Source organism: Microbacterium sp. WHRI 7836, assembly GCF_040223885.2.
Lineage (GTDB): Bacteria > Actinomycetota > Actinomycetes > Actinomycetales > Microbacteriaceae > Microbacterium > Microbacterium oxydans.
On the sequence record NZ_CP168171.1, the window covers coordinates 1,105,811 to 1,127,186 of the forward strand.

The 21,376-nt window shown below is 68.9% G+C and carries 19 protein-coding genes and 1 riboswitch; of the genes, 4 read left to right on the plus strand and 15 right to left on the minus strand.

The window, feature by feature from the left end; all coding sequences use genetic code 11:
• Positions 1–42 precede the first annotated feature (42 nt).
• Both ABRP18_RS05245 and nagB read left to right on the plus strand, forming a co-directional pair.
• Positions 43–1,008 (plus strand): ROK family protein, encoded by a 966-nt coding sequence (locus tag ABRP18_RS05245; protein ID WP_349885665.1) that lies wholly within the window; start codon positions 43–45, stop codon positions 1,006–1,008.
• Positions 1,001–1,780, plus strand: a complete 780-nt coding sequence (nagB, locus tag ABRP18_RS05250; protein WP_046748834.1) for a glucosamine-6-phosphate deaminase — start codon at positions 1,001–1,003, stop codon at positions 1,778–1,780. Before ABRP18_RS05245 ends, nagB begins: the two co-directional genes overlap by 8 nt.
• A gap of 28 nt (positions 1,781–1,808) precedes the next feature.
• On the opposite strand, the gene ABRP18_RS05255 is transcribed toward nagB, so the two are convergent.
• From ABRP18_RS05255 to ABRP18_RS05280, 6 genes are all read right to left on the minus strand, one after another.
• Complete coding sequence (locus ABRP18_RS05255) at positions 1,809–2,216, minus strand: NUDIX domain-containing protein (protein ID WP_046748835.1); 408 nt, start codon at positions 2,214–2,216, stop codon at positions 1,809–1,811.
• A complete protein-coding gene (locus tag ABRP18_RS05260; RefSeq protein WP_046748836.1) occupies positions 2,209–3,573 on the minus strand; it encodes an FAD-binding oxidoreductase in 1,365 nt (454 codons plus the stop codon). Before ABRP18_RS05260 ends, ABRP18_RS05255 begins: the two co-directional genes overlap by 8 nt.
• Positions 3,574–3,583: 10 nt before the next feature.
• Positions 3,584–3,955, minus strand: coding sequence for a YrdB family protein (locus ABRP18_RS05265; RefSeq protein ID WP_046748837.1), 372 nt, complete (start codon positions 3,953–3,955; stop codon positions 3,584–3,586).
• Between the two features lie 9 nt (positions 3,956–3,964).
• A complete protein-coding gene (locus tag ABRP18_RS05270) occupies positions 3,965–6,043 on the minus strand; it encodes a sigma-70 family RNA polymerase sigma factor (protein ID WP_349885666.1) in 2,079 nt (692 codons plus the stop codon).
• A gap of 736 nt (positions 6,044–6,779) precedes the next feature.
• Complete coding sequence (gene nagA / locus ABRP18_RS05275; protein WP_349885667.1) at positions 6,780–7,952, minus strand: N-acetylglucosamine-6-phosphate deacetylase; 1,173 nt, start codon at positions 7,950–7,952, stop codon at positions 6,780–6,782.
• Positions 7,949–9,460, minus strand: coding sequence for a family 20 glycosylhydrolase (locus ABRP18_RS05280; RefSeq protein WP_349885668.1), 1,512 nt, complete (start codon positions 9,458–9,460; stop codon positions 7,949–7,951). The genes nagA and ABRP18_RS05280 overlap by 4 nt, the downstream gene beginning before the upstream one ends.
• A gap of 108 nt (positions 9,461–9,568) precedes the next feature.
• Positions 9,569–9,653: riboswitch (ZMP/ZTP riboswitch) on the plus strand.
• Between the two features lie 38 nt (positions 9,654–9,691).
• Here ABRP18_RS05280 and glyA point away from each other — a divergent pair.
• Complete coding sequence (gene glyA / locus ABRP18_RS05285; RefSeq protein ID WP_046748839.1) at positions 9,692–10,966, plus strand: serine hydroxymethyltransferase; 1,275 nt, start codon at positions 9,692–9,694, stop codon at positions 10,964–10,966.
• A gap of 168 nt (positions 10,967–11,134) precedes the next feature.
• Positions 11,135–12,013, plus strand: a complete 879-nt coding sequence (locus tag ABRP18_RS05290; RefSeq protein ID WP_046748840.1) for a bifunctional methylenetetrahydrofolate dehydrogenase/methenyltetrahydrofolate cyclohydrolase — start codon at positions 11,135–11,137, stop codon at positions 12,011–12,013.
• A gap of 75 nt (positions 12,014–12,088) precedes the next feature.
• Here the strand turns inward: ABRP18_RS05290 and ABRP18_RS05295 are convergent, their stop codons facing one another.
• From ABRP18_RS05295 to ABRP18_RS05335, 9 genes are all read right to left on the minus strand, one after another.
• Positions 12,089–12,646, minus strand: coding sequence for a hypothetical protein (locus ABRP18_RS05295; RefSeq protein WP_058632501.1), 558 nt, complete (start codon positions 12,644–12,646; stop codon positions 12,089–12,091).
• Positions 12,647–12,676: 30 nt separating this feature from the next.
• Positions 12,677–13,399: a DUF6882 domain-containing protein gene (locus tag ABRP18_RS05300; RefSeq protein ID WP_046748842.1), complete on the minus strand. Its 723-nt coding sequence runs from the start codon at positions 13,397–13,399 to the stop codon at positions 12,677–12,679.
• 38 nt (positions 13,400–13,437) lie between these two features.
• Positions 13,438–14,667, minus strand: coding sequence for an MFS transporter (locus ABRP18_RS05305; protein WP_058632500.1), 1,230 nt, complete (start codon positions 14,665–14,667; stop codon positions 13,438–13,440).
• A gap of 113 nt (positions 14,668–14,780) precedes the next feature.
• The gene (locus tag ABRP18_RS05310) at positions 14,781–15,581 is read right to left on the minus strand and encodes an HpcH/HpaI aldolase/citrate lyase family protein (RefSeq protein ID WP_349885669.1); all 801 of its coding nucleotides are present in this window, start codon (positions 15,579–15,581) and stop codon (positions 14,781–14,783) included.
• On the minus strand, positions 15,566–16,351 hold the full coding sequence (locus ABRP18_RS05315) for a 2-keto-4-pentenoate hydratase (protein WP_113680325.1): 786 nt from the start codon (positions 16,349–16,351) through the stop codon (positions 15,566–15,568). The genes ABRP18_RS05310 and ABRP18_RS05315 overlap by 16 nt, the downstream gene beginning before the upstream one ends.
• Before the next feature lie 9 nt (positions 16,352–16,360).
• Positions 16,361–17,524 carry a 3,4-dihydroxyphenylacetate 2,3-dioxygenase gene (gene hpaD, locus ABRP18_RS05320; RefSeq protein ID WP_046748845.1) on the minus strand — a complete coding sequence of 388 codons (1,164 nt, stop codon included), beginning with the start codon at positions 17,522–17,524 and terminating at the stop codon, positions 16,361–16,363.
• 92 nt (positions 17,525–17,616) lie between these two features.
• Positions 17,617–19,116, minus strand: coding sequence for a 5-carboxymethyl-2-hydroxymuconate semialdehyde dehydrogenase (hpaE, locus tag ABRP18_RS05325; protein WP_349885670.1), 1,500 nt, complete (start codon positions 19,114–19,116; stop codon positions 17,617–17,619).
• On the minus strand, positions 19,113–19,841 hold the full coding sequence (locus ABRP18_RS05330) for a GntR family transcriptional regulator (protein ID WP_058632498.1): 729 nt from the start codon (positions 19,839–19,841) through the stop codon (positions 19,113–19,115). The genes hpaE and ABRP18_RS05330 overlap by 4 nt, the downstream gene beginning before the upstream one ends.
• Positions 19,838–21,307: a fumarylacetoacetate hydrolase family protein gene (locus ABRP18_RS05335; RefSeq protein WP_113680323.1), complete on the minus strand. Its 1,470-nt coding sequence runs from the start codon at positions 21,305–21,307 to the stop codon at positions 19,838–19,840. Before ABRP18_RS05335 ends, ABRP18_RS05330 begins: the two co-directional genes overlap by 4 nt.
• Positions 21,308–21,376 lie beyond the last annotated feature (69 nt).

Here is a 21,376-nt window from a genome sequence, read left to right on the forward strand (position 1 = left end):
CGTCATCTGCACCGTGGACGGCACGGCCGGGAGCAGCATCCGATGACGGGTGCGAGCACTGCCGACCGCGCCGGTCGGCCGATTCGAGTGGGCCTGGACGTCGGCGGCACGAAGATCGACGCGGTGGCCGTGGACCCCTCCGGGGCCATCCGCGGACGCCTGCGCCGACCGACGGGTTGGGGCGATGACGCGGTCGTCGAGAGCATCGTCACGGCCGTGAAGGCACTCGCGGAGGAGAACGGGTTCCCCCTTGTCGACGTCGGCTCCGTCGGGATCGGCATCCCCGGCCTCGTAGACGCCGAGACCGGCCGTGTCGACCACGCGGTCAACCTCGGCGTGGAGTCCCTGGACCTCGCCGTCAGGGCCGAACTCGCTCTCGGAGTCCCGTTCCGCGTGGAGAACGACGTGAAGGCCGCGGCCCTCGGCGCTGCGGTGCTGAGCGGAGTCGCCGGTTCCATGGCCTACCTGAATCTCGGGACCGGCGTCGCTGCCGGGATCGTGATCGACGGACGGATCTGGCGCGGCGCACGCGGAACCGCGGGGGAGGTCGGTCATCTCTCCGTCGATCCGCGAGGGCGCCTGTGCGGCTGCGGGCAGTACGGGTGCGTCGAGACGTTCTGCGGCGGAGGGGCGTTGGCCAAGGCCTGGGGCCGACCCGGCACTCTGCCCATCAGGGACATCTTCGATGCGGCGGACGCCGGGGATCCGCATGCTGTCTCCCTCCGTGACGACCTCTATCACGGGGCCGCCGCCGCAGTGCGTGTTCTCGTGCTCTCCGCCGACGTGGAGAGGGTGGTCATCGGGGGAGGGCTGACCGCTCTCGGCGACCGACTCGAGAACGGACTCCGCGCGGCCCTGCATGCCGGCGCGGAGGCCTCGCCGTTCATGCGGTCGCTCCGCCTGGATGAGAGAATCGAACTGCTTCCCGCGGGTTCCCCCGCTGCCGCATTCGGCGCCGCACTCGTCGGCGCCTCCACCACCGAGAAGGAGATCGTCCCGCATGGCTGAGGTCGTCATCGTCGAGAATGCCGAGGCCGCAGGCGCTTTGGTCGCCACCGAGATCGTGGAGCTGATCGCGCGTCGTCCCGACGCGGTCCTCGGCCTCGCAACGGGGTCGACCCCGTTGCCGGTCTACCAGGCGCTGCGCACGCAGCTCGCAGGCCGCGACGTCTCACAGGTGCGTGGTTTCGCCCTCGACGAGTACGTCGGCATCGACCCGGCGCACCCGGAGAGCTACCGCTCGGTCATCACCCGCGAGGTCGTCGAGCCGCTCGGTCTCGACCCCGCGCGCATCCACGTGCCGAACGGCGCGGAGGCCACCATCCAGCATGCGGGTGAGGACTACGACGCGGCCATCGCGGCTGCCGGTGGAGTCGACCTGCAGATCCTCGGGATCGGCACCGACGGGCACATCGGGTTCAACGAGCCCGGCTCCTCCTTCGCATCGCGTACGCGTGTGAAGACCCTCACGGAGCAGACGCGCGAGGACAACGCCCGCTTCTTCGAGTCGATCGACGACGTCCCGATGCACTGCATCACGCAGGGGCTCGGCACCATCCTGGAGGCGCGCCACCTCGTGCTGCTCGCCTTCGGCGAGGGCAAGGCAGAGGCTGTGGCCGGTGCAGTCGAGGGCCCGCTGTCGGCGATCCTGCCCGGATCGGCGATCCAACTGCACCCGCACGCGACGATCGTCGTCGACGAAGCGGCTGCGTCGCGTCTCGCGCTCGCCGACTACTACCGGTACACGTTCGCCAATAAGCCGGCCTGGCAGGGCATCTGAGACGTGCCTGATGCCTGCCCTGGTGAACTCAGTTCGCCGGGGCGGGCCAGGCGATCGGGAGCAGGTGCTCCAGGCTCAGCGGCGCCAGCGGGAGCGTTCCGACGTCTGCGGGCGTGATCCAGCGCAGCTCGGCGAGCTCGGCCTGGACGGCGACGGTCGCGGGATCGATGGAGGTCGCGAAGGCCTCGGCGACGACACGGTGACCCGGTTCGTTCGCTGCGGCGGAGACGAACGTGCCGAGAGGACGGAGCGCCGCTTCATCGAGCACCACCCCGAGCTCCTCCTCGATCTCGCGGATCAACGTCTGCGCCGGGGACTCGCCGGATTCCGGCTTGCCGCCGGGCTGCATGAACATGGTCGTTCCCTGCTTGCGGACCACGAGCACCCTCCCCGCTTCATCGACGATCACGGCCGCGCTCACGTGGATGTCAGGCATCGGGGCTGAAGACCTTCCCTGGGTTGAGGATGCCGAGAGGATCGAAGACCGCGGCGATCTGGCGCTGGAGTCGCCACTGGTCGTCGCCCAGTTCGTCGGCGAGCCAGCGGCGCTTGAGCACCCCGATGCCGTGCTCCCCGGTGAGGGTTCCTCCGAGGCGGATGGCGGCGCGGAACAGTTCGTCGGCGGCCGCCCACACATGCGGAGGCGTCTGCGTCCCTTCGAAGATGAAGTTCGGGTGCAGGTTGCCGTCGCCTGCGTGTGCCACCGTCGGGATGACGATGTCGTACTCGCGTTCGATGCGGGCGATCTCGTCGAACATCGCCGGCATGGCGCTCCGTGGTACCGAGACGTCTTCGATCAGCGTCGTCCCCAGCGAGGCCATCGCTGCATGCATCGAACGGCGCACCGCCAGGAGGCGCTCGCCCTCGTCGCGGTCGTGTGAGACGACAGTGAGGCCGTCATGGGCGCGCAGGATCGCGGCGATCGCATCCGCTTCGGCCGCGGCGGCCGGACCATCGGTCTGGATGGTCAGCTGAGCTGTTCCCTGATGCGGGATGGGAAGAGCGAGGAGCGCGTGCACGGCGGTGAGGCTCGCGGCGTCCATCAGCTCCATGATGGCTGGCTGCACGCCGGCGGCTGTCACAGCGGCCGAGGCGGCGGCAGCGTGACGCACCCCCGAGAAGGTCGCGGCGATCGTGCAGGTCTCCCCGGGGACGAGCCTGCGGAGCTTGAGGGTCGCGCCCACGACGACGCCCAACGTGCCTTCCGAGCCGACCACCAACGCGGTGAGATCGAGCCCGGTCACTCCCTTGACGCTGCGGTGTCCGAGGTGCAGCAGGCGCCCGTCGGCGAGCACCAGGTCCACCCCCAGCACGGCGTCGCGAACCACCCCGTACTTGGCGCAGAGCAGCCCTCCGGCACCTGTCGCGATGTTCCCACCCACCGTGGAGATGTCGCGGCTGGCGGGGTCAGGTGGCCACCACAGCCCGTGAGCCGCGAGCACGGCGTTGAGGTCGGCGTTGAGGATGCCGGGTTCGACGACCGCGAGCAGATCGTCGGCACGGATCTCGTTGATCGCGGTCATCCTGCGCAGGGAGAGGACGATCTCGCCCGTACCGGCGTTCGCGGCACCGGCGAGACCCGTGCCGGCACCACGCACCACGACCGGTGTGCGGGTGGCGGTCGCGATGCGCATGGTCTGCTGCACGTGCTCGACCCGCTCCGCATGGATCACAGCGAGCGGTCTGCCGGCGGCAGCGTGCCCTGAGCGGTCGGCTCTGGCTTCCTCGAGCGTCGCCTCATCGGTGTCGACGAGCGCTCCGAGGGACTCCTCAAGGAGCGCGAGCACACTCATGAGGGAGATCTCACGACAATGCGCGCCGGCCGCTGAGCACACCGGCGACCACGGCGACGAGGGCGAAGGCGGTGCCGATGAGTGCCTGCCCCATCGACCACCAGGCGATCGTCACGCCGACGTAGATCAGCAGCTCGACCGCGGCGCGGAGGAACGGGTGCACGCGCAGCACAGGTCGCGGCGAGAGGAAGAGAGCCCACACCAGGATCACCAGTACCGGCGCGCCGATACCGATGACGATGTTCCACGGGAGATCCCAGCTCGCGAAGCCCCACAAGGCCAGAGAGGCGACGGCGACGATGAGGACGACAGCGCGCACGATGTCGAGTGCGGTGACCACCGGACGGTCGACGCCGGGAACGGGAGCGGGATCCGAGGACATGGATCCAGTCTATTCGCCGGTGGGGGCTTCCTCAGCCGGTGCAACGGGCGCCTCCGTGGGCGCTGCTGCGGGCGTGGTCTCGGCCGGCGGAGTCTGGACGGGGGCCGTCTCGACCGGAGCGGGTGCTGCTTCGATCGGTGCCGGTGCTGCTTCGACCGGTGTGGGTGTCGGGTCTGACGCGGGTGCCTCCGGCTCGGTAGCGACCGGAGCAGACTCGGACGGCACAGACGACGCGGAAACGTCGCTCGTCGTGGAGGGCTCCGCTGTGGCCGATTCGACCGGAACCACCTCACCCGGAGTCTCGGGGCGGTTGGGCTCGAGATCGAGGAGGGTGGTGACCGCGGAAGGGCCCGTGCCGGATGCGAGGACGTATCGGAACGTGACGGTCGTGAGGTCGGCGTCGATGAACTGCCAGAAGGTGGGACGGAGATCGATGACTCCGAAGCCGGACTCGTCGAGCAGGATGCTGTCGCCTCCGCCGGTGCTGTCGTCCAGGAGCGCCTCGACCCTCTGGCCGGCCACACCCGAGACCGGAATGCTGTAGTGGACCTGGAGTCCGTTGAACCAGATGGTGGCGGTCTGCCACGTAGGTGCCTCCGTGGGGTCCACGGGGTCCACAGGGTCGACCGGGTCCACCGGATCGACGGGGTCCACCGGATCGACGGGGTCCACCGGGTCGACGGGGTCCACAGGGTCGACCGGGTCCACAGGGTCGACCGGGTCCACGGGATCGACAGGCGGGACGACGACCGGCGGAACGATGACCGGCGGGACCGTGACGGGCGGGACGGTGGCGGGCGGTACAGGAACGGGTGCGCCCACCTGATCTGCGCCGGGCTGAGGTTCTGCGGCCGGCGGCGCTGGGGTCTCGTCGGGGACGGTGACCGGGGGTTCGATGACGACGGGCTCGTCGAGGTTCATCGTCTCGTCGGGTCCGACATCTGCAGAGATCGAGGACGGGTCCTCATCGCCGGCGTTCGGAAGCGACGTCGCGGGATCGGCACCGGCGAGCCCGGGGACGATCGCGGCGGCGGCGACGACACCGGCCACGACCAGAGCGGCGGATCCCACTCCCACCAGTGCACCGATACCGGTGAACATGCCACCTGCGGATCCGGCTCCTGACGAAGCGCCGGCCGTTCCACCCGCTGAGCCGCCGGCACCGGAACCAGAACCGGAACCGCCGGCCGCGGCGAGACCGGTTGCGGCATGCGTGGCGCCCGGGTCTCCGGCGAAGACGGCACCGGGAATGCTGGACGGCATCGCCGCCAGGGCGACGATCGGCGTGCCGGCGCCCTGGAGCGTGGCGAGGTACCCCGCGGCGCCCGTGACGCCGAGGACGAGTGGCAGCAGCACGAGGGCCAGACGCTTGGAGACGTCCTTCGCCTCGGCCGCGACGATCATGCACCGCGCGCACTCGTCCAGGTGCAGTTCGAGGCGCTTGTGATCGCGAGTGCTGAGGTTGCCGCGCGAGTACGCGCCCAGGTGCTCGATGGTCCACTGGCACTCTGAGCCGTCTTCGGCGCTGCGCAGATGGGCCTGGATCCACGCTTCACGCAGGCCTTCGCGGGCGCGGAAGGCCAACTGCGACACGGCGCCGGCCTTCATGCCGAGCAGGGGCCCGACTTCCTGCGGCTTCATCTGCTCGATCTCGGTGTACCAGAGCACCTCCTGCCAACGGGAGGGGAGGCTGCGGAACGCCTGAGCGGTGAGGCTGCGGTCGAGTGCCTCGCTCGCAGCCTGGTCGGTGCTGTCGGGGTCGGCGACGGTGTCGAGTTCGTCGATCGCCGTCTCGCGGCGCGCGCGCCCCCACCCTGCGGCCGTGTTGCGGATGCTCGTGAAGAGGTAGGCGCGGAACGAGCCGTTGGGGCCGCCGCCTTTGAGGATCGCCTGATAGATGCGCGTGTACGACTCCTGCACCAGATCGTCCGGGTCGATCGACGAGGTCACGGAGCGCGCGACGGAGAGTCCGGACGGATAGTGTCGGCGCCAGAGTTCACCGAACGCCCCCGTGTCTCCCGAGCGGGTGCGGAGGATCAGGTCGGCGTCGCCGATCGTTTCGTCGTGAGTCGTGTTCTCTTCGTGCACAATCATCCATCTGTCGCGGGGCGCAGCTGCGCCTCCACCGGAAGAGACGCAGGAGAGCGCCTCTCATCACGCGACTTCATCATTCTCTCGCGAATCTCCCAGGTAAGCCACCCTCCGTCGGAACTCCAAGCGGATGCCCGGCTTCGGGCACTGTCACCGCCGAGCGGGCGTGCGATGTGCGGGGCCGGGGATCGACGACGTCTTTTCGGGCTGTCGAAGTTTTTTCGGGAAGTCGCGTAATGAATCGGGATGTGCCACGTCTCATCCCATGTAGACAGCCGTAGCGATCCCACCGGGGGGCGGGATCCAGGCACTGGTGCGGGGGGGGTATTCGCGCCGGTCGGGCGGGTCGGGATCCTCGGGGGAGGAGAACCCGGCCGCCCGTCTCACGAGGGGGAACGAGGCCGCCGATCTGGGGAACGGCGGCCTCCCACACGTTGATCAGATGATCGAGAGCGATTTCTCGAAGTTTTTTCGGGAAGTCGCGTAATGAATCGGGATGTGCCACGTCTCATCCCATGTAGACAGCCGTAGCGATCCCACCGGGGGGCGGGATCCAGGCACTGGTGCGGGGGGTATTCGCGCCGGTCGGGCGGGTCGGGATCCTCGGGGGAGGAGAACCCGGCCGCCCGTCTCACGAGGGGGGACGAGGCCGCCGAACTGGGGAACGGCGGCCTCCCACCCCACCAATGCATGACCGGAGAGCGCAGAGCTGCGCGTCGCGCGCGGCGCCGTCTCAGACGAGCAGCCGTGGTCCTGACCACACGCGCGCGACGCGCAGTTCCGCATCCAGCAGCACGGCGTCGCCGAGCATCCCGGGACTGAGTCTTCCCAGGAAGGCGTCGCGCCCGATCGCACGCGCCGGGGTCTCGGTGAGAGCCCGGACGGCTTCCGCCAGGCTCGCCCCTGCCTGCACGGCGCGCTGCAGAGCCACATCCTGCGTCAGCGTGGAGCCGGCGATCGACCCGGTGTCATCGGCTCTCGCGACTCCGTTCTCGACCGTCACGCTCACCGCGCCGAGGTCGTAGTGGCCGTCGGCGCTTCCTGCGGCCGCCATCGCGTCCGTGATCAGCGCCACTCGTCCCGGCGCGGAGTCGAACACCAGCTTGATGACGTGCGGGTCGAGGTGGACGTTGTCGGCGATCGCCTCGAGGACCACACGGTGGTCTGCCGCCGCGGCGAGCACAGGTCCGGGGGCACGGTGATGGATGCCCGGCATCGCGTTGAACGCGTGCGTGAGGATGGAAGCGCCGGCCTCGAACGCCGCGACCGCCATGCTCGCGTCCGCGTCGGTGTGTCCGACCGCAGCCGCCGAACCGGCTGCGACGATCTGCCTGATCGCGTCGAGCCCGCCTGGAAGTTCGGGAGCGATCGTGACCTGGCGGATGGTGCCACGTCCGGCGTCCAGCAGTCGCGCGACGTCGGCGGTCGTCGGATGGCGCAGCAGTGACGGTTCGTGCGCACCGTGGTGACCGGGGTCGAGGAACGGGCCCTCGAGGTGCGAGCCCAGGATGTCGGCATCCGTCTCGGTCAGGTCGGCGATCAGCCCGACGCTGCGGGCGAGCGAATCCAGCGACGCCGTGACCAGCGACACGACGGCGCGGGTCGTACCGTGCTCCCGGTGCAGATCGCGGCCGATGCGGATCGCCTCCGCCCCGTCGTCGAACGCCGCGCCGGCGCCGCCATGGCCGTGGATGTCGACGAATCCCGGGGTGAGCAGAGCACCGGCACCGGCGACGGCCGTCGCGTCGACGACCTCATCCGCGGACGTCCACCCCGGACCGGTCCCGCGCTCGGTCACGATGCCGTCGTCGATACGGACCCAGCCGTCCTCGACGATGTCGCCGTGGTCGACGATCCGTGCGGAGTGGATGACCAGCGAACCGGTCGCGGAGGAGTGGGTGCTCAACGTGCGCTCCAGGGGATCTCGTCTGCGGGGTGGAAGTCGACCCCCTCAGCCTTCCACAACGGGGCGAGCGACCCGACGCGCACGCGGAACGACTCCCACGCGCGTTCCGGTGCCTCTCTCGGCGACCAGGCGACCTCGGCCTGCGCGGCTGCGCGAGGAAAGACCAGCTGTTCGACCTCGTCGAGCGTGCGGGTGGTCTCCGACCACAGTGGAGCCTCGATGCCGAGGATCGCGCTGTCCGGCACGTCGAGGACGTCGGTGGGTTCCCACTCGTAGGCGGAGCGCACATCGATGATCGCTGCCCAGGTGAGGCCCAGCGGGAAGTCCTCGGTGTACTTCATGTCGAGATACGTGACGTCCGCCGCCGACATGATCAGGGCGCCGCCGCGCTCGACGAAGTGGGCGGCCTCCTCGGCGTGTGTGCCCTCGGGGGTGGTCTTCCCCCAGTACTGTCCGACCGTGCCCTCGGCGATGTGCGCCGCCGAGCCCATCTCGTGCCAGGCCACCGGGATCCTGCCGGCTTCCACGACGATCGCGGTCGCGCGCTCCGCGAAGAGATCGAAGTCGGCTTGAGGTGTTCCGAGGGACTCGTCGCCGCCGATGTGGATGTATGGGCCAGGGGTCATCTCGGCGAGCTCACGCACGACGTCGCGCACGAAGTCGTAGGTGCGCTCATCGTGGATGCGGACGCTGGAGTGGCCGACCCCCCACCCCAGGTAGGTCTCACCGGCGACGGGGAGGGGATGGCCGAGCCGCTCCGACTCCGCGATCAGGTTGTCGTTCAGCACGGGTGCCTCGACGAGCTCGGGGTAGGCGACGCCGATCGCGTGGGTGTGGCCGGGAAGGTCGATCTCGGGGATGACGATCATGTGACGCGAGGCGGCGTATCTCACGATCTCGCGGTAGTCGTCCTTCGTGTAGAAGCCGCCGGGGTCGCCGTCCGCCGAGGTGAGGGATGCCCGCTCGGTCAGCAGGGGCCAGGAGTCGATGTGCACGCGCCACCCCTGGTCGTCGCTGAGGTGCAGGTGCAGGTGGTTGAACTTGAGGGCGCTGGTGCTGTCGATGAACCGCTTGACGTCGTCGACGCCGAAGAAGTGACGCGCCACGTCGAGCATGACTCCGCGCCGCGGGAAGCGGGGGGAATCCGCGACGTCCGCGCCGAGCAGGCCCCAGCCGGACTCGTCCTGGCGCAGCAGCTGCAGCAGTGTCTGCACGCCGTAGAACAGTCCCGCCTCGTCGGCACCCACGACGACAGCCCGCTCGCCGACCTCGAGTGTGTACCCCTCGGGTGCGGAAGAGGTCGCATCGATCAGCAGCTCGATGTCGGCGGGCGCCTCGTCCGCGAGCGACAGGCGGATACCGCTGCGACGCTCGACCGCCTCGATCAGCTGGTCGGCAGCAGGGGAGGAGCCGAGAACACGCGTCGTCGCGGTGATCGGCATCCGTCCTTCGCGCGGGACGGGCGAAACGGGTGCGGGGACCAGAGGGAGAGGATGAGGAAGGACCATGAACAAAACCTACCCGTCGGTGTCGTCGAGGGGAATGGTCGAGATCGAATCGATTCTGCGACGATGGCCGGATCAGCAACGTGCGCGCCGGCTCTGATCGGCTATGCTCGTAACCGTCGCGACTGGCGTCTGGGTGGACTACCACCGGGGAGCGACTGACCACGGAATTCGACCGCGCGCCTGGGCCGATAGGAACACCCCTTTCGAATCCGTCGTCAAAAGGAGCACGTCATGACCGACCGTTACTTCAACGCCCCGCTCTCCGAGGTCGATCCCGAGATCGCCCAGGTGCTCGACCGCGAGCTGAAGCGTCAGCAGACCTTCCTCGAGATGATCGCATCGGAGAACTTCGTGCCCGTCTCGGTGCTGCAGTCGCAGGGCTCCGTGCTCACCAACAAGTACGCAGAGGGCTACCCCGGTCGTCGCTATTACGGCGGCTGCGAAGAGGTCGACGTGGCTGAGGAGCTCGCCATCTCCCGCGCCAAGAGCCTGTTCGGCGCGGAGTTCGCGAACGTCCAGCCGCATTCAGGTGCATCCGCGAACGCCGCTGTGCTGCACGCGATCGCCCGCCCCGGCGACACCCTGCTCGGCCTGTCGCTCGACCAGGGCGGCCACCTCACGCACGGCATGAAGATCAACTTCTCCGGTCGTCTCTACGACATCGTCGCCTACGGGGTCGACCCTGAGACCTCGACGATCGACATGGACGAGGTGCGTCGTCTCGCGATCGAGCACAAGCCCAAGGTGATCATCGCCGGCTGGTCCGCCTACCCGCGCACGATGGACTTCGCGGCGTTCCGTGCGATCGCCGACGAGGTCGGGGCGCTGCTCTGGGTCGACATGGCGCACTTCGCCGGCCTCGTCGCCGCAGGTCTGCACCCGAACCCGGTTCCTCACGCGCACGTGGTCTCCTCGACCGTGCACAAGACCATCGGCGGACCGCGCTCCGGCTTCATCCTCACCAACGACGCCGAGCTCGCCAAGAAGATCAACACCGCGGTGTTCCCTGGCCAGCAGGGCGGGCCGCTCATGCACGTGATCGCCGCGAAGGCGACCGCCTTCAAGCTCGCAGGCACGCCGGAGTTCAAGGAGCGCCAGGAGCGCGTGCTCCGCGGTGCGAAGCTCATCGCCGAGCGTCTGTCGCAGCAGGACGTTCAGGACGCCGGCATCGCCGTGCGCTCAGGCGGAACCGACGTGCACCTCGTGCTCGTCGACCTGCGCGACGCCGAGATCGACGGCAAGCAGGCCGAGGACCTCCTGCACGACATCCACATCACGGTGAACCGCAACGCCGTGCCGAACGACCCGCGTCCGCCGATGGTGACCTCGGGTCTGCGCATCGGTACGCCCGCGCTCGCGACCCGCGGCTTCGGTGATGCCGAGTTCACAGAGGTGGCCGACATCATCGCGCTCGCGCTGCTCCCCGGTGCCGATATCGAGGCCCTCCGCGCGCGCGTGGACGCCCTCGCCGCCGCTTTCCCGCTCTACCCCGACCTGCAGCAGTAGCACCTCTCGCTCCTCGCTCCGCGAGTGCACGCGATATCGCCGAGTGCACGGCTCGTTCACGCGAACCGGCCGTGCACTCGCCGAGTACCGGTGCACTCGACGGGCCGAGTGGGGCGAGGGGGCAAGGTGAGCAGGAACAGGACACGACAGGGAAAGAAGGAAGAAGACATGACCGCGAAGATCCTCGATGGGAAGGCGGCCTCTGCGGCGATCCGTGCCGAGCTCACCGAGCGTGTCGCCGAGCTGAAGAGCAAGGGGATCACGCCGGGAATCGCGACGGTGCTCGTGGGTGCCGATCCGGCGTCGCAGCTGTACGTAGGCATGAAGCACCGGCAGTCCGAGGCGATCGGCATGAACTCGATCCAGCGTGAACTGCCCGCCGATGCGACGCAGGCCGACGTCGAGGCCCTGATCGACGAGCTCAACGCCGACCCCGCCTGCCACGGCTACATCGTGCAGCTGCCCCTGCCGAAGCACATCGACACGGACGCGATCCTCGAGCGGATCGACCCGGCGAAGGACGCGGACGGCCTGCACCCGACCAACCTCGGTCGGCTGGTGCTGAACGTCAACAGCCCGATCCACACCCCGCTGCCGTGCACGCCGCGCGGTGTGATCGAGCTGCTGCTGCGCAACGACTACGACCTCAAGGGCAAGCACGTCGTGGTGGTCGGACGCGGGGTGACCATCGGTCGCTCCATCGGCCTGCTGCTGACCCGACGCGACCTCAACGCCACCGTCACACTCACCCACACCGGCACCGTCGACATGCCGAAGTACCTGCGTGAAGCCGACGTGATCGTCGCCGCCGCCGGGGTGAAGCACCTGATCCGCGCGGAAGACGTCAAGCCCGGAGCCGCCGTGCTCGACGTGGGCGTGACGCGCGAGACCGACCCCGACACCGGCAAGAGCCTCGTGTTCGGCGACGTCGCACCGGATGTGGCCGAGGTCGCGGGGTACATCTCCCCGAACCCGGGCGGCGTCGGCCCCATGACGGTCGCCCTGCTCATGACGAACGTCGTGGAGGCCGCTGAGCGGTCGCTCTGACGACGACCGAACTCGAAACGAGAAGCGCCCATCCTGGAGGATGGGCGCCTCTCGTCTTCGCGGAGCGGGGTCGAATCAGCCCAGCTCGTCGAGCATCCGACGCTGCTCGGCCGTCAGACCGTCTCCGAGCTCGTCACGTGCGGCTCGGGTCTCGGGGGTCTCGGGGACGGGCGCGGCGGCGGAGGGCGCGGTCTTCGTCCCGCCCTTCATCCTCGCCTGCACCGACTCGTAGATCTCGCCGGCCTTCGCCCGCAGGCGATCGTCGATCTGGTCGTAGATCATCCACCCGAACAGCAGCGCCAGGGGCGGCAGCACGAATGCCCAGAACCCGGAAGCGCGCACACCGCTCAGCCAGACCGTGAGCACCCAGATGATGAGTTCGACGAGGTACACCAGCACGTACTGCACGATCTTCTCGCCGGTCTTCGTGCGCTCGGCCGCCGATTTCGCCGCCGATCTGCGGAAGGCCCCGGCGAGCAGGGGCTTCACGAACAGGGCGGCGAGAGTCAGGACGACCGATGCCCACAGGGCGTTGAGGCCGACGGAGACGCCCGGCAGCAGCAGACCGATCAGCAACAGGACCGCGACGTTGAACACGTAGAGCGCGGCGAACCGGACGATTCCGTTCTTCATGCGACCAGAATCCCACACCTCAGGGAGCGATCACCCCTGGGTCTGCAGGGTGCTCTCGATCCCGCTGATGCGGGCCTGCTCGTCGAAGCGGAAGCTCGCGGTTCCCGTGGCATCCGACACCGTCGCCCCGGAGAACGCCTCGTCCGTCCAGGTGAGGGTCCACCCCGCGAGACGCGCGAGGTCCCAGACCGCCGTGCGCGCGTCGGGGAGTGCCGTGGCGGAGAGGACACGGGGCAGTGCGATGACCGCATCCGCGACCGTGAGCGGTGCGAGCGGGGCATCGAGGAGGAACACGGCGCGGGTTCCGTTGCCGACCGGGGCGGAGTAGTACGGGGAGCGGCCAGTGAGCTCGACGGCGACACCGCCGATCGTGTGCGCAGCCTGAGCGATCCACGCGTCGTCGCCGGACACGCCGTCGGGGAACGGCACCTCCGCCGTCGTCAGTTCTGTGATCCCGTGCTCGCTGCCATAGGCGTGCAGCTGACCCGCGACGCCCTGCGGGTCGCCGCTCGGATGCGCCCAGGCCCAGAGGAGAGAGCGGGGGCCCGGCGCGATCGTCGCGATCAGGTGGGCGCGGGCGACCAGCTGGCGAGACGGATCCGCGTCGGACGTGAAGGTGATCGTGCCGGCGGCCAGGTCGGCGTCCCAGCGGTGCTCGCCGAGGGCGTCGGCAGCGGCGGACAGGGCGTCCTGACGGAGTGCGACGAAGAGAGCGGCACGATCGGCGAGGGGCTGGAGCGCGGCGAAGGTCATGCCCACAGTCTCGCGGTCGATGCTATGAATCCGCTCGCTCATACGGGGAGCGTCGCGGATTGCGGCCTGCCCATCCGCCACACGCTCGGCACCGCGAGCGTGACGAGCGCGACACCCGCGTAGACCGCCCCTGACGTGATCAGAACGGTCGCCGGATCCGCGTGCGTGATCAGCCAGCCGTAGACCAGGGTTCCGATCGGCATCACGACGAAGCTCCCGAGCATGTCGTAGCTCGACACCCGGGAGAGCTTCTCGCCGGGGATGTTCTCCATCATCGCGAGGTTCCAGCCGGTGCTGAACACCTCGGCGCCGGCACCCGCGATGAAGGCGGCCATGGCGAGCAGGACCACGGCGGGGTGGACGCCCAGCATCGTGACGGGGATCGCGAACGCGGCCATGCCGATCATCCCGTAGCGCAGCGGTCGTCGCAGCGGGAACCACATCAGCAGCAGGGTCATCAGCAGCACCCCGACGCCTTCGGCGCTGACCACCCATCCCCAGCCGGTGATGCCCAGCAGGTCGTTGTTCTTGGCGATGTACGGACCGACGACGCCCCACGCGCCCACATGGATGGCGTTCATGATCATGAAGGCCAGCACGATCGTCCACAGCCACGACCGGCTCCAGAACTCCCGCCAGCCGATGCGGAGGTCGTGGAACATCGTGGTGCCGCCCGCGTGCGATGGCGGCGGGAGCTTCACGAGCGCCAGCACCGGGATCGCGATCACCCAGCCGGCGGCCTGCACCACCATCGCCCACGCCGGCCCCGCCGTCGCCACCAGGACGCCCGCGATGATCGGGCCGCCGATGGTCACGGCGGACCGCACGAAGGACAGCATCGCGTTCGCCTGCTGCAGGTGCTCCGGCGTCGTCAGCTGCGGGATGATGCCCTGCATCGCGGGCAGCACGAACGCCGTGGAGGCGCCGTTCACGATCGACAGCACGATGAGCAGGGGGATCGTGGCGGTGCCGGTGAACAGCAGAGCCGCGATCGTGCCGATCGAGAGGATGTCGACCACGTAGCAGGCCTGGATGATCAGGGCACGGGGGAGACGGTCGGCGATCACTCCACCGAACAGCACGAACACGATGTTGCTGATCGTGAAGGCGGCGAGCACGAACGACAGCGACCTGGCGTCGTTGTCGATCTCGAGGACCGCGAACGCGAGCGCGATCGACGACATCGAGCCGGCGATCATCGTGATGGCGCGCGCCAGGAAGAACCAGCGGAAGTTGCGGTCCTGCATCGCGGCGAGCCCGCGGATCACCTCACGACCTCGCCTCTGTGCACCCGGCTATCCTGCCACGGCCCGGAATCCTTCGAATCGCGCAAAGGGGTGCATCCAGGACCTGGATACGACGATTCGCGCGAGTCGAACGGTCAGTAGCTGGCGCGGTCGGCGGCATCCACGGCGATGAGGCGGGCGGCCAGGGCCTCGGAGGCTCGGGCGAGCAGCGCCACGTCGGCTCCGACCGCCACGAAGTCGGCGCCCGCCGCGAGATAGGCATCGGCGGCCGTGGGGTCGAAGGCGTTCACACCCACGGCCTTGCCTGCAGCCTTGACGGCGGTGAAGACCCTCTCGACAGCGGCCGTGACCTCGGGGTGGGTCTGCTGGCCGAGCAATCCCATCGACGCGGAGAGGTCGGAGGGACCGACGAACACCGCGTCCACCCCGTCGACCGCGGCGATGTCGGCGGCGGCTTCGACGCCCGCAGCCGTCTCGATCTGCACCGTCAACGACACGTGTTGCGCGGATTCCTGCAGATACCGGTCGACGCGATTCCAGCGGGCGCTGCGGGCCAGAGCGCTGCCCACTCCGCGCACGCCCTCCGGCGGGTACCGGGTCGCGGCGACGGCGGTGCGCGCCTCTTCGGCGGACGACACCATCGGGACGATGAGGTTCTGCGCCCCGAGGTCGAGGACCTGCTTGATCGCGACGGTGTCATTCGACGGCACCCGAACGAGGGGAGCGATCGGGTAGGCGGCGACCGCCTGAAGCTGCACCAGCACGGACTCCAGCGTGTTCGCCGAGTGCTCCATGTCGATCAGCAGCCAGTCGAGACCCGACCCCGCGGCGACCTCGGCGAGCAGCGGGCTGCCGGAGCAGACCCACATCCCCACGAGCGATCGGTCGGAGTCGGCCAACTGCTCGCGGAAGGACGGAGCTAGACGAAGCGGCATGCGATTGTTCCCATCGGTCCGTAATCGCACAGCACCTCGTCGCCGCGCGACACCCACATCGGGCGCGTGAACGATCCTGCCAGGATGATCTCGCCCGCTTCGAGACGCGCGCCGTGCTGGTGGAACTTGTTCGCGAGCCATGCCACTCCGGTGGCCGGATGCCCGAGCACCCCGGCGGCGACACCGGTCTCCTCGATCTCTCCGTTGCGGGAGAGCACGCCGGGCACCCAGCGCAGATCGATCTCGTCCGGACGCCTGTGCACCGTGCCGAGCACCATCGCCCCGTAGGCGGCGTTGTCGCTGATGGTGTCGACGATCGTCCGGCCCTCGAGCTCGATGTGCGAGTTCAACACCTCGAGCGCCGGCACCGCGTAGTCGATCGCCGCGAGAGCGTCCTCGAGAGTGCAGTCCGGCCCCTCGAGCGGCGTCTTCAGCACGAAGGCCAGCTCGACCTCGATGCGCACGTTCGAGAAGTGGTCGACGGGGATCGCGGCGCCGGACTCGTACACGGTGTCGTCGAACATGACGCCGTAGTCCGGTTCGGTGATCCCCGTCGCCTGCTGCATGGCCTTGGAGGTCAGGCCGATCTTGCGCCCCACGAGGCGACGTCCCGCAGCGATCTGCGAGTCCCTCCAGACGCCCTGGATCGCGTAGGAATCCTCGACCGTGGCTTCGGGGTACCGCGCCGTGATGCGCGGGATCACGCTGTGCGCGCGGTCGGCATCGGCGAGTTCTGCGGCGATCGCGGCGATCGTCTCCTCTGGCAGCATCGGATCCTCCTAGAGCTGGTGGCCGAGCTTGTACTCGCCCTGCTTGTACTCGGGCATGTCCTTGTCGTCTTCCGCTCGCGTGTAGGAGAAGCCGTCGGCACCGATGGTCACTGCCATCTCGCTGGAGTCGGTGCGGGCGACCACGGGCTGCGGGTTGCCGTCGAGGTCGAGCACCAGAGACGCATCCGTGTACCAGGACGGGACGACGGGGTTGCCCCACCAGTCGCGGCGCTGGTTGTCGTGCACGTCCCAGGTGATGACCGGGTTGTCGGGGTCGCCGGTGTAGTAGTCCTGCGTGTACACCTCGACGCGGTGCCCGTCGGGGTCGCGCAGGTAGAGGTAGAACGCGTTGCTCACGCCGTGACGGCCGGGACCGCGCTCGATCGAGTCGGAACGGCGCAGAGCTCCGAGCTTGTCGCAGATCGCGAGGATGTTGTGCTTCTCGTGCGTCGCGAAGCACACGTGGTGCATGCGGGGTCCGTCGCCGCCGGTCATGGCCGTGTCGTGCACGGTGGGCTTGCGGCGCATCCAGGCGGCGTAGACCGTGCCCTCCTCGTCCTGGATGTCCTCCGTGACGCGGAAGCCGAGGTCCTGCATGAAGCCGACGGCGCGCGGCACGTCGGGGGTGACCTGGTTGAAGTGGTCGAGCCGCACCAGCTCGCCGGGGATGTGCAGGTCGTACCGCCACGACATCCGCTCGACGTGCTCGGTGGCGTAGAAGAACTCGTACGGGAAGCCGAGGGGGTCGACCACACGCACCGAGTCTCCGATGCCCTTCACGAAGCCGCCCTCCTTGCGGCGCACGTCGCAGCCCAGCTCGGTGTAGAACTCGACGGCGCGGTCGAGGTCCTCCGGCGTGCGGACGCGGTACGAGAACGCGGCGACGGCGGCGATCGGTCCCTTTCGCAAGACGAGGTTGTGGTGGATGAACTCCTCGGTCGAGCGCAGGTAGATCGCCTCGTCGTCCTCCGCGGTCACGTACAGACCCAGGACGTCGACGTAGAACTGGCGCGACGCGGCGAGGTCGGTGACCACGAGCTCCATGTAGGCGCAGCGCAGGATGTCCGGAGGCGAGCTCTGCGGCGTCGCGATGGGGTTGTCCGAGCGGATCGGCGCCTCCTGGGAGACGTAGAAGCCCGAGGAGGTCAGGGTCATGTCGTCGCGGTGTGTCATGTCAGCGTCCTTGCTTACGGTTCCGGTCGCGATATTCCAGGGAATTCGGGCGAGAAGCCTGTCATATCGCGACCGGAGCGGAGGGGTTGTGGTCAGTTCTTGCCGAAGGTCGGGTTGTGCGAGTGCTCAGCGAGCGTGATGTGCACGCTCTGCTGGTCGGTGTAGAAGTCGATGGAGCGATAGCCGCCCTCGTGGCCGAGGCCCGATGCCTTCACACCGCCGAACGGGGTGCGGAGGTCCCGCACGTTGTTGCTGTTCAGCCACACCATGCCGGCCTCGACCGACTGCGCGAAGTTGTGCGCACGCTTGAGGTCGTTGGTCCAGATGTAGGCGGCCAGACCGTACTTCGTGTTGTTCGCGAGCGACAGCGCCTCGGCGTCGGAGTCGAAGGGCGTGATCGCGACGACCGGACCGAAGATCTCCTCCTGGAAGATGCGGGCATCGGGGGAGACATCGGCGAACACGGTCGGTGCGACGAAGTTCCCTTCCTCGAAGCCCTCCGGACGGCCACCGCCGGCGACCAGGCGGCCCTCGCCCTTGCCGATCTCGACGTAGCTCATCACCTTGTCGTAGTGCTCGGGGTGAACGAGCGCTCCGACCTCCGTGGCGGGGTCGTGCGGGTAGCCGACCTTGACGCGCTTCGCCTGCGCCGCGTAGCGCTCCACGAAGTCCTCGTAGATCGACCGCTCGACGAGGATGCGCGAACCTGCCGTGCAGCGCTCGCCGTTCAGGGAGAAGACTCCGAAGATGGTCGCGTCGACGGCGGCCTCCAGGTCGGCATCGGCGAAGACCACGGCGGGCGACTTGCCACCGAGCTCCATCGAGAGCCCCTTGAGGAAGGGGGCCGCGTTGCCGAAGATGATCTGTCCCGTACGGCTCTCGCCGGTGAACGAGATGAGCGGCACGTCGGGGTGCTTCACCAGGGCGTCGCCCGCGTCTTCGCCGAGGCCGTTCACGAGGTTGAACACACCCTGGGGGAGGCCGGCCTCCTCGAAGATGCCCGCCCAGAGGGATGCCGACAGCGGCGTGAACTCGGCCGGCTTCAGCACGACCGTGTTGCCGGTGGCGAGGGCGGGACCGAGCTTCCAGGACTCGAGCATGAACGGCGTGTTCCAGGGTGTGATGAGTCCGGCCACGCCGATGGGCTTGCGGTTGACGTAGTTCATCTGCTTGCCCGGCACCTTGAAGGCGTCGTCGGACTGCGCGACGATCAGGTCGGCGAAGAAGCGGAAGTTCTCGGCGGCGCGGCGGGCCTGCCCCAACGCCTGTGTGATCGGCAGGCCGGAGTCGTACGACTCCAGCTCGGCGAGCCGGGCGTCGCGCGACTCCACGATGTCGGCGATCTTGTGCAGCACCCGGGAGCGCTCGCGCGGCAGCATGCGCGGCCAGGGACCTTCGTCGAAGGCGCGCTTGGCTGCGGCCACCGCGAGCTCGATGTCGGCCTTCTTGCCGGCAGCGGCCGTCGTGTAGGTCTTGTTCGTCACCGGGTCGAGCACGTCGAACGTGTCGCCGTCGACGGAATCCACGAAGGCGCCGTCGATGTAGTGCTGGATGTGGTCGGGGAGGTCGGCGGGGATGCGCGAATCGGTCATGAGGTTTCTCCGGTCGTCTGTGCGGAAGTCGTCTGTGATGAAGTCGTCTGAGCTGAGGTCGTCTGGGCGGAACGGGTGTGCAGGGCGTCGAGGAACGCGTCCATGGTGCGCCAGCGGTGGTTGCGCGCGGCGAGTTCGATCTCGAGCGGATCGGCGCCTGCTCGGATGAGGTCGAGGATCTCGGTGTGCTCCTCGACCGAGTGCTGAGCGCGCCCTGGAATCGAGGCGAAGGTCGTCTCGCGGATGCCGGAGAGTCGCGACCAGCCGCGGTGCACGAGATCGAGCAGGTGCGGGTTGGGGCACGGCTCGAACAGCACCGAATGGAACTGGCGGTTGAGCTCGGTGAAGGCGTGCGCGTCGAGGTGGTCGAGCATCTGCGCCATCCGGTCGTTGATCCGGGCGGCCTCCTCGAGGGCCTGGTCGTCGAGCAGGGGAGCGGACAGGGCGGTGGCGCAGCCCTCGACGAGGCCGAGCGTCTGCATCGTGTGCGCGTACTCGCTCTCATCCACGAGGGTCACCCGCGCGCCGACGTTGCGCTCGAACGTCACGAGCCCTTCGGCCTCGAGACGGCGGATCGCCTCGCGCACGGGGACGACGCTCATCTGGAGATCGTCGGCGATGGATCCCAGCACCAGCCGGTATCCGGGGCTGAACATGTGTCCCGTGATGCGGGAGCGCAGCCACTCGTACGCGACCTCGGACTTGCTCGCGGCCGTCGTGGTCATCGTGTGCTCCCGTCGGACACGGCCTTCTCGTAGCGTGCCCGCCACTCGGCGTTCAAGGGGAAGAGGCCGTCGACCGGGTGTCCTGCGGCGACCTGCTCGGCGATCCAGGCGTCTTCGATCTCCTGCGCGACGGCGCTCGCCGCGACCTCGGCGGCCAGGGCCGGTGGGATCACGATCACGCCGTCGCTGTCGCCGACGATGATGTCGCCGGGCTGCACGGTCGCGCCGCCGCAGGAGATCGTGACGTCCACGTCCCACGGCACGTGCTTGCGACCGAGCACCGACGGGTGCGCGCCCTGCGAGAACACGGGAAGGCCCATCTCGGCCACCGCGTCGTAATCGCGGACGCCGCCGTCGGTGACGACTCCCGCTGCGCCTCGCACCTTGGCGCGCAGGGCCAGGATGTCGCCGAGCGTGCCCGTCGTGGCATCGCTGCGAGCTTCGATCACGATGACCTCGCCGTCCTCCACGGCGTCGAACGCCCGCTTCTGGGCGTTGTAGCCGCCGCCGTGCGAGGCGAAGAGGTCTTCGCGGAACGGGACGAAGCGCAGCGTCTTCGCGGTGCCGACGATCTTCTGTCCCGGGATGTTGACCGAGACCCCGTCGATGAAGCAGGAGTGGTGTCCGCGCTTGCGGAGCTGCGCCGAGAGCCCGGCCGTCGGCGCCTCCAGCAACTGTGCGCGCAGTTCGGGGGAGAGGCCGGGAGCCTTCTCGACGGGAGGCAGTCCTGCTTCCGCCCGCGAGCCCCATGCTTCGGTGCGCTGCAGGTCGTCCACGGCGGGGAGCGAGCCGATCTGTCCGTCGAACGGAGTCTCGCCCTGGGTCACGGTGGTGACGAGCCGTCCCGAGCTCGGGGCTCCCGGTGCATCCGGTGCGTCCACCTCGACCTCGACGACGTCGCCGGGGACGATGACGGATGAGCCGGCGGGGGTGCCGGTGAGGATCACATCGCCGGGTTCGAGCGTGAAGTGCTGGGAGAGGTCGGCGACGAGTTGGGCAAGCGGGAAGATCAGTCCTGCCGTGGTGTCGTCCTGGCGGAGTTCGCCGTTGACCCAGGTGCGCACGCGCAGCGCCGCGGGGTCGACGGTGCGGGCATCGATCAGCTCGGGGCCGATCGGGGTGTAGCCGTCGCCGCCTTTGGAGCGGACGTTCGAGCCCTTGTCGTTGGCGCGCAGGTCGTACAGGCCGAGGTCGTTCGAGGCGGTCACCCAGCCCACGTGGGACCAGGCGTCGTCGAGGGAGACGCGGCGCGCGGCCGAGCCGATCACGAGCGCGATCTCTCCCTCGAACGCGAGCAGCTCGGTACCGGCCGGCCGCTCGACGGTGCCGCCGGAGACGCCGACGGAGCTGGCCGGCTTGAAGAAGTAGGAGGGGGCGGCGGGGCGCCGGCCGCGCTGATCCGCTCGGGAGGCGTAGCTCAGGTGGATCGCGATGATCTTGCCGGGGCGGTCGATGGGTTCCGTCACGGGGCGCCTCCTCGCGCTGTCAGTGTCCTGCGCGACGCCTTGTGCGTCGTATTCGAAATCATATATTAT